Source organism: Actinomadura rubrisoli (assembly GCF_004349215.1).
In the GTDB taxonomy this organism is placed as follows: domain Bacteria; phylum Actinomycetota; class Actinomycetes; order Streptosporangiales; family Streptosporangiaceae; genus Spirillospora; species Spirillospora rubrisoli.
On sequence record NZ_SMKU01000003.1, the window covers coordinates 37,421 to 51,717 of the forward strand.

The following is a 14,297-nucleotide window of genomic DNA, read 5'->3' on the forward strand; positions in this document are numbered from 1 at the left end:
GCGTTCGGCTCATGACGAGCCGAACGCACTTGTCTTTCTCGCCTATGGAAACGACGTCGCCGTGCAAAAGTCTTTCGGCTATGGAAATCAGACTATCTTGTACGTTGACCCCTTCATGGCAGCACAATGCCACAAGTAGCCGTGTCCAGGACTCAAAGTCTTGAAGACTTCCCGCGCTGCCCTCCCTATCAACCCAAGATTCACCGTGATCAGACGATTCTTGTAGAACTGAGTGCCCCACGTTATTGAGCCATGCAAAGTCGCCAATAAGCCGCCGTACGATCTGAGTCGGGTCTACTGGCCTGGGTTCCTCCTTCTCGGGAGAAGAGACTCTGATCTTCTGGTCCCCAAAGGCTCGTTTGGCCCGCACCTTGATCCACAGGTCCATGAGTTCGCCCATGGCGCGACGTTAACACAGAGAGGATCCGGACGACATGCAAACCGGCAACATCCCCTCTCACATGCCCGAGTACACGCTTGCGTGGGACATCATCCAATGGGCTGAAGAGAACATCGTCCAGCCCGATGGGGAGAGCGCGGGCGACCCCTGGCGCTTCACTGATGAACAGTTGCGGTTCCTGGCCTGGTTCTACGCGGTAGACGAGAACGGAAAGTGGGTTTATCGCTCGGCGTCTCTACGCCGGGCGAAGTTATGGGTTGGGGGAAGTCGCCGCTTCTAGCGGCTCTCTGCATTATCGAATTCTGCGGGCCGGCCCGCTTCTCCCACTTTAACCCGGAAACGGGACAGCCGGTAGGGAAAAGAGAACCTAACCCCGTCGTTCAAATTGCAGCGACCAGCTATGACCAGACGGCGAACACAAATGACATGATTCGCGCGATGCTAGCTGCGTCGCCCCTTGTTCAGACAATCGGTATTGACGTAGGGAAGATGCTAATTCAGTTCAAGAATGGGCGACCCGGCCGTATTGAGCCCGTTACGGCGAACTCGACCACCCTGGAAGGTGGACGCCCAACCTTTGTCTTCCCCCCGGCATTCTTTGTCGGGGGGAAGATGATTGTTACTTCGCCGTACTAGACGAAACTCACCTGTGGGTCGAGACGAACTCGGGTCACAAGGTTTTCAGCGTTATCAAGCGCAACCTAGGTAAGAACACTGGTGGCCGTGCTCGCTTTGTCGAGACGACAAACGCCTATGATCCCAATGCTGATTCCGTCGCGCAGCGCACACACGAGGCCGTAAAGGAATTCCAGAAGGCCCAGGTCACGACAGACATTCTTTATGACTGTGTTGAGGCTACAGATAGCGCTGATGGCTATGACCTCAAGGACCCCAGGAATGAAAAGCTTCTGCGGGGTTGGCTGAAGGAAGCGTACGCCGATGCCTTCTGGATTGACGTTGACCGGCTTGTGTCCGAAATCTACGACCCCCGCACGCCGGTAGGCGAATCCTGGCGATTCTACCTTAATCGCATTCAGGAAAACGCGGACTCGTGGATGCCGAAGGCAGTGTGGGCAGCCTGCTTTGACGACCTGGACTCCATTCAACCTAGAGATCAGATCGCCATCGGCTTCGACGGCTCCCTCTACGACGACGCTACTGCATTGGTCGGCTGTCGCCTGAAGGACCAAAAGCTATTCGTTCTGGGATTGTGGGAACATGATGGATCAGACGATTGGGAAGTAGACACACTGGAAGTGGACGCAGTCCTCTTCAAGGCATTTAAGGAGTATCGGGTCTGCTGGGTCTACGCAGACCCCTATTTACCTTTGGCAAGATGTCATTGATAGGTGGGCTGCCGAGTTCGGTAACAAGATTGTCTATAAATTTCCAACCAACCGCGAGAGGGCGATGAGCGAAGCCATTGAGCGCTTCCACACGGGGGCTTTGACGGGCCATTTGAAGCATGACGGGGACCTCCGCCTTCAGACCCACGTTCTGAATGCGGTACGCAGGGAGTCCCGGAACGGCTACATCCTGAGCAAGGAAAAGCCGAAGTCCAAGAAGAAGATCGACGCTGCCATTGCAGCGATCCTGGCCTACGAGGCCGCTGGCGATGCATTGGCAGATGGCAGATACCGCGCCCGCGCGGGTTCCCGTGCAGTCGGAATGTGAGAGGAGGTGATTGGTTGGCTGAGGTATTCAGGGACCCGCAGTTTGCAGGCCCCCTCGTTCCGAGTAACGTTGAAGAGTGGATCAGCCATCTTCAGGGCCGCCTGATGATGCAACGTCAGCAGGTAACCGAGTATTTCGCCCACTATGACGGAGAGATCTCGGCTCTCGCGTTCGCTCAGGCGAAATACACGGAGGAGTTCGGAGATCTCTTCGGAAACTGGCGTGTGAACATCTCCGAGATTGTTGCGGACCTCCTAGCAGAGCGGCTCAATATTCAGGGCTTCCGAATGAGTGAGGAGCCGGAGGCCGATGAGGAGGCCAGCGAGATATGGCAGCGATCCGGCATGGATCGTGAGGCGCCACTGGCAACCGTGGAGATGCTTGTGGGCGGACAGACCTTTCTCAAGGTCTGGGGTGACTCTGAGGACAAGGCGATCATCACTCCTGAGAGCGCTCTAGAATGCGCCGTTCAGTACTACCCAGGAAGCCGCACAAAGGTGGGTGCCGCCCTCAAATGGTACTTTGATGAATTCGGCGCTGAGTGGACTGAACTCTACCTGCCTGATCGTATCTACAAGAATGTCCGGCCTGCTCCTGGCAAGCAGTGGGAGACCACGAAGGACATCCCTAACCCCCTCAAGCAGGTACCGATAGTACCTTTGAGGAACCGCGCACGTCTTTCAGCCAAGCCCCGTTCAGAACTGGCGAGCATTGTCCCCCTGGAGAAGGCCATCGGAAAGTTGGCCGCAGATATGCTCGTCAATTCTGAGTTCAATGCTTACCCGCAAAGGATAATCGCAGGTCTTGAACTTCTGGAGAACCCAGATGGGACCCTGGCAGCCCCAATCAAGAGTGCGATTGATCGACTTCTGGTTTTCGAGGAAGCCGAAGTCAAGTGGGGTCAGTTTGAGGCGTCCGACCTCAAGGGTTATGTAGAAGCCATCAACCTGATGTTCCAGATTGCGGCTACGGTCGCGAGGCTCCCAGCGCATTACATGCTGGTGGGTGGAACCACGCAGGCACCCTCGGGTGAGGCTCTCCAGTCCAGTGAGACAGCTCTAGTTTCCAAGGCCCAGAGGATTCAGAGGACTTCAGGCGAGGACTGGGAGGACGTCATGAGGCTCGCATTCGCCGTTCAGGGCGATAGTGCGCGAGCCCAGTACTGGAACGCCGAAATCATCTGGGAAGACGCTGAGCATCGTTCTGAGGCTGTTGCAACGGATGCAGCGGTTAAGAAGGTCCAGGCGGGAATCATTCCAGCCGCTCAGGCCGCCGAGGATCTCGGGTACACGCCAACTCAGATCCAGCGCTTTGACGACATGATCGCAGAGGACCAGCAGCGCGCCATTGAGCATCAGAGGGCCATGGCGGAGATCACCGGCGGAATAGGAGGAGCCGCCCCCGCCGGGAACGGCTCCAAGGCGAACGAGGCTTCTAAGCCTTCTGCCTCCAATCGCGGGAACACCGCTAGGAAGATTGCCGACCGTTAGCCCTGTCTCGCGCCTTCTCCGCCTCCTCGTAGGTGTCGTGTGAGGTGTAGGCAACGCGCTTGGTTCCGCCGTTGATGAACGCCATCCAGTCCGCGTTATCGACCACGCGGTATTTGTCGCTCGGGTTTGTACTGCTGTTGGGCTGCAAAATCACAAAGGCCATAGCTCGACTATAGCACACCAAAGGCGCCGATGAGGGCGCCTTTTCTATGTCCGGAAAGGACGCAATCCATGGCTGAAGAGAACGAGGGCGTAAAGCCCGAAGACCAGGACGTTGATTGGCAGGCACACGCCCGGACTTGGGAAGACCGAGCCAAGAAGAACCTCGCAGAGCTGAACGCTGCAAAGGCGGAGGCAGAGGCCCTGAAGGCTCAGACCCAGGAGTGGGAGACGAAGTACAGCTCCGCTCAGACTCTCGCCGACGAGGCGAAGGCCAAGGCGACCGCCGATCTACGTGACGAGTATCTGGCGAGGATCGCTCGCATTCGATTCGAGAATGCCTTCCAGACGAAGGGTCGTGAACTTCCCGACAACTTTGACGAGCTGGTGAACATTTCCAAGTTCGTCGATGCCGAGAAGGGTGACGTCAATCTCGACCTGGTGACTCAGTTCGTAGAGGCCGTGTCTCCGGGCGATTCGACTGCACCCAAGTTTGATCAGTCATTCAATTCGGGTCCCGTTGGCGGACAAGCGCCAGAGCCCGATTACTCCCCTGAGGCGATTGCCCAGAGGATTCTCGACCGCTCGCCATTCAACCAGTGATCTATATGGCGTGCCCGTGTAAGGAGTAACCAGCTTTGGCAATCTCTAATTTCCCGAATTCCCCGCTAGGTCCGACCACAAATATCAAGACTGGTCAAGCTAAATGGGTCACCAACGGCGCCCTTGGGCTGCTGATGCAGGATCTAGTACTGGCCAACATGGTGTGGAAGGACGCCTCGTTCAATTTCGATGGATCCATTGGTGAAGTGGTCAACATCAAGCGCCCTACGCGCTCGATGGGCTCCTTTGATCTGACCCCTTTCCAGCACAACGACTATCTTCGTACCGGTGCAAACATTTCCGACCCTAACCGGATCAGTCGTCCTGACGCGGTCGACCGAAGCGCGTGGGTTCCGGACCACATTGAGGAGACCTATATCCAGGTCAGGCTTGATGAGCACCGTGCTTCGGCGCACTACATTTCTGATGAGCAGATGACTTTCGACGTCGACTCGTTCGCTGCGGAGGTTCTGAATCCGCAGACTCGTGGTCTCGCTGAATATTTCGAGTGGCGTCTGGCCAAGGCCATCATGACCTTCTACGGCCCGAATGCGACCCCTGCCAATGAGCGTGTCCTTTCGGTCAAGGCCGAGATCGATCTGACGGCCACAACTGAGGCCGGAATGCGTACCAACGCGTTCAACCTGAGGACTGCGATCATCGACGCTCGCAAGGCCGCGAAGGCCGTGGGAATGCCGCAGAGTGGACAGTTCCTGCTTTGCACCCCAGAGGTTGAGGCCATCATCCTGAAAGATCCGGACTTTCAGCGCGTTGACTACACCGGAACTTCTCAGGCCCTTCGTGAGGCTGTCATCGGTAAACTTTACGGTCTCTGGATCGTGACTTCCAACGAGCTGGCCGCGCAGACCGCAACTGGTCTCGCCATGTTCCTCTGGCACCCAACCGCGCTTGCGATGGTGACCAAGGCTCCGAACATTCCTAAGGGAGTTTCTTTCGGCGCTGGCGCCAGCTCCAACGGTGTGGCGCTGCGGTGGCTGATCGACTATGACTACACCAAGATGCAGGATCGATCGATCTTGGATGTCTACGCGGGATTTAACGCCATTCCTGAGGACCCGCGTTACATCGCGGACATGAAGCTCCGTCTGCCTAAGCTCGCCCTTGGTGTGACAGTTCCGGCCGGTTTTGACGTGATGCGCTGCGTCCGAATCGATCTCGTGGACTCGACCCCCTGATGGCGGCGATGCCACCGGCTGAGTCCCCTGTTCAGGAATCTGAGGCTCCTTCTCTAATGGCCGCCAAGGCCGTGGCGGAGGAGCCTACCAAGGCTCCTGTAAAGCGTGCTGCCAAGAGGACAGCCGCTAAGAACCCTGCGACAGGGACTAGGCGTCGTCGCACCACTCCCCCAGCCACGAACGAATCGAGTTAGCCATGGCCTACGCGACCGTTGAGGACGTGGAGGCCCGATTGGGTCGCGACCTTGATCCAACGGTAGAAGTCCCGCGAGTTCAGGCCCTCATCACAGACGTCGCGGCACTCGTGGACTCGTACTGTCGCAGAGTTACACCTTTCCCTGATCCGATACCCGGCATTATTCGCGCGTTGGTGTGCGCGGAGGTGATTCGGCTGATGAACTCGAATCCCGGAATTTCCTCAGAGGACGTCGGAGATATCAAGGTCGAGTACACCGCCGCAACAGCGGGTTTGTCCCGCTCTACTCAGAACGCCTTGCGCGAGGCAGGCTACCGCCCGGGGTTTTCTTCAGTACAGGCGATCTCTACAACTTGGAGATTGCCATGATCTTCAACACGATCGTTGACATCTACCGAGCCACCATTGTTTCACCCCCACCGGAGATGGGCGGCGACCCCTACCCTGACTGGGATCACCCAACCCTCATTGCGTCCATTCCTGCATCGCTCCAGCCGCTCAGCACTGATGAGCGTCTCGTGTTTAAGGACATGGCCACAGTGACAATGTTCAAGATCTATTGCAGGAAAGTCGACATCGTAAGCACGGACCAGGTCAAGCTTAATCTCAACGGACATTTTTGGCAGGTCGTTGGCAGCCCGTTCTACTATGACTTTAGAGGCACTCATCAGCATCACGTGAAGTTCTATATTCAGCAGGTTGCCTATGAAGGACAATGACTTGCACATCGATGTTGAGGCCCTCAACTACCTCCTTCGTGGTCGCGATATTGTTACCTACATTAGGCGCAAGCTCGCCGAGATCGCGGACAACATTAGCGAGCAGGCCGTGCGCACAGGCGACAACGTTCCGCGCCACATCCACAAGTCCTCACTTCGTGCGGGTTATGGGTACGAGCATTATGAGGACGACATCGACACCCTTATCGCAGTCCGCGATAGGGTCGCGACGGGATTTGTGATCGTTAATCGCCACGCCATCCTTCTGGAGTTCGGTTGGACTGACATGGCCGGTACACATCATCCGCCACGAGCGTACATGCGTACCGCTCTCCGAATGGTGGCTGACGTCTGATGAGGTACAACCCGGTTCAATTGTTGGTCGATTACCTCAAGACGCAGCCCGAGTTCGCCGGCATCACCATTGCCAAGAACATGACCGGTCATGTCACAGGATCGAAGCGCATTGTCCTAAGCTATGGGGGCGGTAGCCGATTCGTCCGCGATAAGGCGGACCACTGGGACATTGCCAGCAGCGTCCATGCGCGTACCGATGACGAGGCTATTCCGATCGCCATGACCCTACGGGAGGTTCTTCTGGAACGAATTCCGTCTATCCGTCTTGGCGGCGGTAGGGTCACATTCGCAGACGTTCAAGAAACCAATGCGCCTTACGACTTCTCGGAATCTGTGGTTTCGGGGGAGGTTCGATTCCTCGGACTTTACACGGTCACAGCCTACATGTGATATCCGCTCATTCTGGCTCTGCGTGATGCAGGGCCTTTCTCATGCATGGGAGCCCTTTCTTGACTGCTAATAATTCTGACAAGGTCTTTTTTGCGCCCAAGGCGCAAATCTTCATGGCCTCCACCACGGAGGCAGCCAGCAAGCTTCCGGTAGATGTGACCACACCACTTGATGCTGTCTTCAAGGATCTCGGCTACATTTCGGAGGATGGCGTTTCCGTCACCCCCAAGCGGGAATTCGACCCCGTCAACGCTAGTCAGAGCGCTTCGCCAATTAAGTATGTTCTGAAGTCCGCTGCGCTGACACTGAAGTTCGTTCTTCTCCAGATGGATCCTGAAACCGTTGAAGTGTACTTCGGAACCGAGTGGGTAACCACGAGCGGCGTCAACAAGCTGAACATTGCATCCAATCCGGCACTCGCCGAAATCTGCCTCGTGGTCGAATACGGCGATTACGTCCAGACGGAGACCAGCCCCGGGCCACCTCCGGTTTACACCCTGACCGGAACGAAGAACAGGCTGGTCATTCCCCGAGGAATGGTCTCGGACGTGGACGAGTACAAGATTGCGAGGACGGACACGCTTGCTCTCGGCGTGACGTTCGACGCGATGGATAAGTCCGGCTCGCTCGGCTTCTTGCTGTCGAACGCCTCCGCCTAATACCGGTAATACACGTAATACACGTAGCTGAAAGAGGTTTCCCTATGACCAGCGCCAAGAACAATGCGGCACAGAACGAGGTTGACGAGTCTCCTGTAGAGGTCAAGTACAAGGGGATCACGTATGTGGTTCCGCCTGCGCTCGACCTCCCGGTTGAGCTTCTGGAAACCGAAGGTGAGCTTGATGTCATCAGGCTCATGATCGGGGACGAAAAGTATGCGGAGTTTCGAGCAACCCAGCCGACTCTTCGGGATCTAAAGAATCTAGGAGAGTTGCTTTCTGATGCTGCGGGTTTTGGTGAGCTGGGAAACTAAGGCTGACCACTTGGATCCTGGTTAACCACTCTGATGCCCTGGAATCGGACCTGCTTGAGCATTTTCACGGAATCGACCTGCTAGACCTCTACCGGGGGACATTGAGTCTCCGTCGCGTCTGGGTCTGCATTCGTCGCCTCCTCAACATGCCGGGTAGGTCCGCCCTTGCCATGGCGATTGACCCAGGTTCCGAGTGGCGCACCTCCGACTACATGCTCGCCGAAATCATCGACCGGCTTGAGCTGAATAACTGGCTGCTGCTTGAAATCAACTCGGAGAACAACGAAATCCCACTGCCGGAACCTTATTGGCGCCCGGGGGTGACCGAAGCGTTTACGGAACAGGACCAAGAGAGAACTTTTGCGACTCCTCGGGAGGTCGCGAATCTATTTGCGGGATTCTAGGAGGTGAGCATGGCTGGCGCACCCGTAAGGGTAGGAGGCGGATACATTGAGGTCAGACCAAAGCTTACCGGCCTGGGTGATTTTAAGAGGCAGCTAAGGGCCAGGTTTGAAACTCTCGGCAAGGAAGCGTCCCGGTCCCTGCTGACGGGCGTTCAAAGGGGCATGGGTGACAGCCTTGATAGCGTAGTCAAGTCAACTAATCGTGCCGTCAATTCTGTGGCGAAGCTTCAGGCGCAGCAGGTCAAGGCCGCGCAGAAAGCCAACGACGCTATCACCAAGTCCAGTGAGGACGCCGCTAAGAGCCGGATACGCTGGGACAAGCATTGGTACAGCGAATCTCAGAAGAATATTGAGGCTCAGAGGAGGCTTTATCACGGCCTCTTTGATGAGATCGACAGGCGTGCGACCCGATCCGCCAGTGAGAGGCGAAGGGCTCAGGAAGCGCTAGGCAACTCTATCCTTGCCGATCTGAGGCGGGTCGATAGGGCTCATGCCGCTGCGATCAACGAGCAGAACAGACGTGTGCAGCAGGCTGCCAGTTTCCAGCGGAGGACCCAGCAAGCTTTGGGAGAATCCATCCTCGCCGACATGCGGAGGATTGACAGGGCTCACGCTGAGGCTTTCCGAGAGCAGGCCCGCAGAACTGATGCGGCTGACAGGGCAATGCGCGCACAGCAGAATGCGCAAGCGAATCAGATCGTTTCTCAGCAGCGGCGGATCAGCCGCGCGCATGCTCAGGCGTTTGCGGAGGATCGTTCGCGTCAGGAGGCCCTTGGCCGCCTGTTCATGCAGGACATTAACCGCCGTATCGCTATGGATCGTATGCATGGTCGAGCCATACAGGAGAACGCTCGTCGTGAGGCAGCAGCCATTAGCGAGGCTCGCAGAGCGATGGAGGAGAGCAACCGAGCTTTCTCGAACGCCGTTGAAGGCATCCGGCAGTACGGCAACCGCCTCCAGTCCTTCGGGCAGTCCTGGACTAGCTACGTCACGGCTCCCATTCTCGGAAGCATCGCGGTCATGTCGGCTTGGGGGCTCCAGACCGCCGCAACTATTGAAAAAGCCCGAATGGGTGTCGAAAGCATCCTTGTAGCCAACAAAGTTGCCGTATCGACCGCGAATGCGGCCACCAGGGCGGCTCTTGGTGACCTCCGCAAGTATGCGGAGGAGACCTCTTTCTCCTTCGGGGACATGGCCAACGGTGTTCAGCGATTGATCGCGGCCGGAGTGAGGCTCGATACCTCCGTTCATTGGATGAAGGTTCTCGGAGACGCAGCCGCTACCGGTGGCGCCGGTGTCCACGAAATGCAGCGTGCGATCATCGCGCTGACTCAGTCAATTAATGCGCAACGGATCACCGCGCAGGACATGAACCAGCTACAGAACGCCAGCATTCCGATTTGGATGATCCTTCAGCAGATCTACAAGAAGAACCGCATGGAACTTCTCAAGATGGCCAAGGCAGGAGAACTCAACTCGGAAGAAGTCTGGCCAAAGGTAATTAAGTGGATGGAGCGTTACCGGGGCAACGCCAAGAAGATGGCGGACGCCATTCCACTTGAAAATCTCAAGAACAAGATTGAGCAATTCAAGAACTCTCTCGCCGATGTCATCATGGAGCCGAAGAACGCCAAGGCACTGAACAACCTTTTCAATAATCTAGGCGATTCTTTGGAGAAGGTGACGCCGGTATTCAGCAACCTCGTCACAATGATTCTTCCTGCGCTTAACAAGGGCCTCGCTCTGTTTGAAAGCGCGATGACCCAGCTTGAGCAGCATCCTTTCCTCGCGAAGATTTTGCTGATGGCGGCGGCGCTCGGACCGCTCGCAATCGGGTTCGGCCTTCTCGCCCGGACGCTTGGATTCGTTCTCGGGCCGTTTGCCAAGATCCGACAGCTAATAGGGAAGACCGCCGGGGCAGACGGCCGCCTTCGAGGCGGGCTTCTCAAAACGACCGGTGTTGTCCGCACGCTCGGAAAGTCAATTATGTGGCTTACCGGCCTCGGTGCTTTCGGGCAGCTCATTGGGGCGGCCGCGAAGATCTCGGCGGTCGGTATCGGTCGCGGAGCCAAAGCGACCGGGAAGGCCACCGGCCGCGCCGTAGGTGGTCTGTTCGATGATGCCGGGCCGACCAAGCGCATCGCCAGCGGAGCCAAGACCAAGGCGCGCAGCGGGCTTTCAGGGGCCTCTGGGGCCGTCTCTTCTCTGGTCGGGCGTATCCCCGGCTTGCAGAAGCTGACTGGGGTCCTGGGGAAGCTGAAGGGGATCCTGAGGTCTCCCTGGGGTATCGCAGCGGTCGCGGCCATTGTCGCCGCCCTTGTCGCGTTTGGTGTGGCTGTTGTCGGAGCCTGGAAGAAGTCGGAAGCCTTCCGCTCAGCGGTCGGCTTCATGTGGTTTCAGCTCAAGGACATTTTCTCCAAGATCAAGAACGCGTTCGGCAACGTTTTTGGTGGGGAGAATGCTAGCAAGCTAGATACCTTCGGGGCCAAGTTCAAGGCGTTCGGCGACTGGATGACAGTCAACGTCCTGATGCCGATCAATACGGCTCTGATGTGGGTTCGCGACAACTTCGGCACCCTGTTCGCTGGTGCCGTCCTGGGATTCCAGGTCCTCGCTAATGTCGTCATCGGGAACGTCACTCCGATCCTTCAAGGGCTTTGGAGCATACTCGGTTCCGTCTTCAAAATGATCGGCAATGTCATTGGCATGGTCGTGAAGGCCGTAAAGAACTTCCTTAGCTGGGCAAAGATCACCGATGGTGCGTCCAGCGCGACAGGCGGAATGACGGTCAAGGGCGGCGCTCTTGGCAAGACGATCGTCTTGCTGATTTCAACGTTCGCGGCATTCGGCAAACTGATGAATGCCATTGTCTCGTCCATCAATATCGCTGCCCAGGCTTTTGCCGGCCTGTTCAATGTCATCGGCGCCACGGCCAAGGCAATCGGGCAGCTCACCAGCGGCGACTTCAAGGGCGCTTGGAACACTTTTAAGGGCGGTTTCGGTGATTCCCTCGGGAAGATCTGGGATGCGGTAAAGAAGACCGGAGGGAAGTTCAAGGAGGCTTTTGATCTCAAGGGCATTCTTAACGAGAACACCTCGCGATTCAACAAGCTCTTTGATGCCGCTGGGAAGTCCAAGACGCCGTCCAAGCAGAGCACGAAGACCGGCAAAAAGCCTAAGGGGTCCGGAGACGTAAACACCAGTCTCGGGGGGTCCTCGGACGGCGAGGACGGCGGATCAGGTTCAGAGGCGAAGAAAAAGAAGAAGGCAGCCACAAAAAAGAAGGCTAAGAGCGAAGCTCGGAAGAAGGCCGAGACCGCTAAGAAGCGGTTCGACTCTGCTAAAAAGACGCTGCTGAACGCGTTTTCGACCTTCCTGGGAGCACTAAAGGGCAACGCGGAGCAGGTAAAAAAGGCTGGCGACACCCTAGTCAAGAACGTTGAGAACGCTTTCGACAAGGTTGGCAAGAGCAAGGCCGGTGACCGGGCAGTCGCGTACCTCAAGGGCGTGAACGCGAAGCTAGTCTCTATCGCCAAGCAGCGTGATGCGATCCTCGCCAAGATTGATGAGGCGAAGGATTTCCAGAAGACTGTTACATCTGGCGCCAAGGATGCGGCGTCCCTCGGCAATCTGCCGTACTCCAACACCACGGCTGAGGGAGTTGCGAAGGGCCTTCAAGAGCGGCTTGCCAAGATCAAGCAGTTCGTCAATGTCATCAAGACGTTGGCCAAGCGCGGACTGAATAAGAGCCTTCTACGCCAGGTCGTTGACATGGGTCCGGTCGATGGGCTCGCTCTCGGAAACACTCTGCTCGCTGCGAACAAGAGCACGTGGGCGGCGATCAATTCAGCCCAGTCCGAGATTGACAAGACCGCTGCGCAACTTGGATCCACTGCAACCCAAGTCATCTTCGGCTCCGTCAAGGAGCTTCAGAAGAAGGGCGCAAGCCTCCAGGCGCAGATGGACAAGATTGCTCGGGATGCAATCAGGAAGGTCGCAAAGACCTTCGGCATTGGGTGGAACGAAATTCGCAAGATTACCGGCGACGGTATGTCCAAGACGAACAGGAAACTCAATGACGGATTGACGTCCACGAAGAAGAATGTCCAGAGCGCCACGACTGCGGTTAAGTCGTCTTGGTCCGGCATGGTCAAGGACATGAACCAGACCACCTCCAAGATGGTCACGGTCACTTATGGGAAGGGCGCTCAAAAGGTCGTCAATACGATGGCCTCAATTGCAGGCACCAAGAATCCGCTTCCCAACCTGGGGTTCAAGTACTCGACTGGAGGTGTAGCACCCGGCTACGCGCCACGACGAGACACCGTCCCAGCGATGCTTTCTCCCGGCGAAGGCGTGATTGTTCCTGAGCTGACTCGCCAGATCGGACCAGCCCAACTCCACGCCTGGAACAAGGCCGCGATGATGGGCCGGAACGTTTTCGCAACGGGTGGAGTCGTTGACGGGGCTAAGTGGGTCGACGCCCACAAGGACGACCCCTTTGAAGGTTATGCCGACGCAATGAAGGCCGCTTTCAAGGGCGTACTCGATCCGGCCGCCGCTGCACTCGGCAGTCTGGGCAAGTTCGGTTCCATCGAGTCCGGAGACTTCAAGTCTCGATACCCGGATTTGATGAAGTGGGCCAAGGAGCTGGACAAGCGTTCCTTCGGGTCCGCTGCGGGGGTCATCAAGGTCGCTGCCTCTCAGATCGGCGAGGGCGACCGAGGCGGGAGCGACAATAACCTCAATAAGTACAACCAGTTCAACGGCGAAGCCTGGTGCGCAGACTTCATTTCTTGGATTGTTGACCACGCTAAGGCCAATAAGGCGTACTTCGGTTCCCCCACGGGAACCCCCGCCAATCGCTGGCCTGCTGTCGCTACCTGGATTGCTCAGGCCGGAGGCAAGAGGCCGGTTTCTCAGGCTCGACCGGGCGATCTCGCAACCTATGGCGGAACCTCTCACATCAACCTAGTTGTGAAAAACCTCGGCGGCGGTCGTCTTCTGACCATCGGTGGCAACCAAGGCCCTCTGGTTGAGTCCGGTGTCCGGACTAATGCAGACGGTGTTCTGCGGCCTAAGTTCTCCAGCCTTCCTGGAGGCTCCGTCAATCCTTGGCCTGGAAGCCTAAACATCCCGACTACGGGACACGGCGACCTTGGTGGGGGCACGGACGGTGGGGGCGGTACGCCTTCCAAGAACCGCGCTCTCGGCAGGCGGATGCTTTCCGACATCGGGCTAGGTTCCCAGTGGAGCGCCCTGGACAACATCTGGACTCGCGAAAGCAATTGGAATCATCACGCAATGAATCCAAGCTCGGGAGCGTACGGCATTCCGCAGGCGCTACCCGCTTCCAAGATGCGGTCGGCAGGGGCTGACTGGCATGACAACCCGGCAACACAAATCCGCTGGGGTCTCGGCTACATCAGGGGTCGCTACGGGTCCCCTAACGGAGCCTGGTCTTTCTGGCGTAATCACCATTGGTACGAAGACGGCGCTTGGAGTATTCCCAGCAATCGTCACGCCGCGATGCTACATCGTGGCGAAATGGTTGTTCCTTCCAAGCCAGCGGAGTCCTTCCGTGACGCATTGAAGGGCCGCCGATCCGGCAATGTCGGCGGGGATACCTACAACTTCACGCTGAACAATCAGCCTGGGCTTCCAAGTGAAAAGCAGGTCATCAAGGCAATGTCCTACGCCCACACCCTCTACGGGCGTAGGTAAACGAAGGGGGTA

At 57.1% G+C, this 14,297-nt stretch carries 14 protein-coding genes; 13 read left to right on the forward strand and 1 reads right to left on the reverse strand.

The features are described 5' to 3' along the window. Positions 1-434: 434 nt before the first annotated feature. From E1298_RS49235 to E1298_RS01635, 4 genes are all read left to right on the forward strand, one after another. Entirely contained in the window at positions 435-680 is a 246-nt protein-coding gene (locus E1298_RS49235; protein ID WP_207944377.1) for a hypothetical protein, read from the forward strand. A gap of 688 nt (positions 681-1,368) precedes the next feature. After that, complete coding sequence (locus tag E1298_RS47670; RefSeq protein ID WP_165975239.1) at positions 1,369-1,746, forward strand: hypothetical protein; 378 nt, start codon at positions 1,369-1,371, stop codon at positions 1,744-1,746. A gap of 64 nt (positions 1,747-1,810) precedes the next feature. Next, complete coding sequence (locus E1298_RS47675; protein WP_165975240.1) at positions 1,811-2,074, forward strand: terminase TerL endonuclease subunit; 264 nt, start codon at positions 1,811-1,813, stop codon at positions 2,072-2,074. Positions 2,075-2,088: 14 nt separating this feature from the next. Then, complete coding sequence (locus E1298_RS01635) at positions 2,089-3,564, forward strand: phage portal protein (protein WP_131888924.1); 1,476 nt, start codon at positions 2,089-2,091, stop codon at positions 3,562-3,564. Here the strand turns inward: E1298_RS01635 and E1298_RS01640 are convergent. Next, complete coding sequence (locus E1298_RS01640; RefSeq protein ID WP_131888925.1) at positions 3,542-3,727, reverse strand: hypothetical protein; 186 nt, start codon at positions 3,725-3,727, stop codon at positions 3,542-3,544. The genes E1298_RS01635 and E1298_RS01640 overlap by 23 nt on opposite strands. A gap of 68 nt (positions 3,728-3,795) precedes the next feature. Between E1298_RS01640 and E1298_RS01645 the strand changes: the two genes are divergently transcribed. The 9 genes from E1298_RS01645 (at position 3,796) to E1298_RS51670 (ending at position 14,285) form a co-directional block, all read left to right on the forward strand. Then, entirely contained in the window at positions 3,796-4,326 is a 531-nt protein-coding gene (locus tag E1298_RS01645; protein WP_131888926.1) for a hypothetical protein, read from the forward strand. 35 nt (positions 4,327-4,361) lie between these two features. After that, the gene (locus tag E1298_RS01650) at positions 4,362-5,522 is read left to right on the forward strand and encodes a hypothetical protein (protein ID WP_131888927.1); all 1,161 of its coding nucleotides are present in this window, start codon (positions 4,362-4,364) and stop codon (positions 5,520-5,522) included. Positions 5,523-6,083: 561 nt separating this feature from the next. Then, positions 6,084-6,437 carry a hypothetical protein gene (locus E1298_RS01655; RefSeq protein WP_131888928.1) on the forward strand — a complete coding sequence of 118 codons (354 nt, stop codon included), beginning with the start codon at positions 6,084-6,086 and terminating at the stop codon, positions 6,435-6,437. Further along, the gene (locus E1298_RS01660) at positions 6,424-6,792 is read left to right on the forward strand and encodes a hypothetical protein (RefSeq protein WP_131888929.1); all 369 of its coding nucleotides are present in this window, start codon (positions 6,424-6,426) and stop codon (positions 6,790-6,792) included. Before E1298_RS01655 ends, E1298_RS01660 begins: the two co-directional genes overlap by 14 nt. Continuing rightward, the gene (locus tag E1298_RS01665) at positions 6,792-7,184 is read left to right on the forward strand and encodes a hypothetical protein (RefSeq protein WP_131888930.1); all 393 of its coding nucleotides are present in this window, start codon (positions 6,792-6,794) and stop codon (positions 7,182-7,184) included. The genes E1298_RS01660 and E1298_RS01665 overlap by 1 nt, the downstream gene beginning before the upstream one ends. Before the next feature lie 41 nt (positions 7,185-7,225). Next, positions 7,226-7,843: a phage tail tube protein gene (locus E1298_RS01670; RefSeq protein WP_481726126.1), complete on the forward strand. Its 618-nt coding sequence runs from the start codon at positions 7,226-7,228 to the stop codon at positions 7,841-7,843. Between the two features lie 44 nt (positions 7,844-7,887). Next, positions 7,888-8,157 (forward strand): hypothetical protein, encoded by a 270-nt coding sequence (locus E1298_RS01675; RefSeq protein ID WP_131888932.1) that lies wholly within the window; start codon positions 7,888-7,890, stop codon positions 8,155-8,157. A gap of 170 nt (positions 8,158-8,327) precedes the next feature. After that, a complete protein-coding gene (locus E1298_RS01680; protein WP_207944378.1) occupies positions 8,328-8,561 on the forward strand; it encodes a hypothetical protein in 234 nt (77 codons plus the stop codon). A 216-nt stretch (positions 8,562-8,777) separates the two neighbouring features. Further along, on the forward strand, positions 8,778-14,285 hold the full coding sequence (locus E1298_RS51670) for an aggregation-promoting factor C-terminal-like domain-containing protein (RefSeq protein ID WP_165975244.1): 5,508 nt from the start codon (positions 8,778-8,780) through the stop codon (positions 14,283-14,285). Positions 14,286-14,297 lie beyond the last annotated feature (12 nt).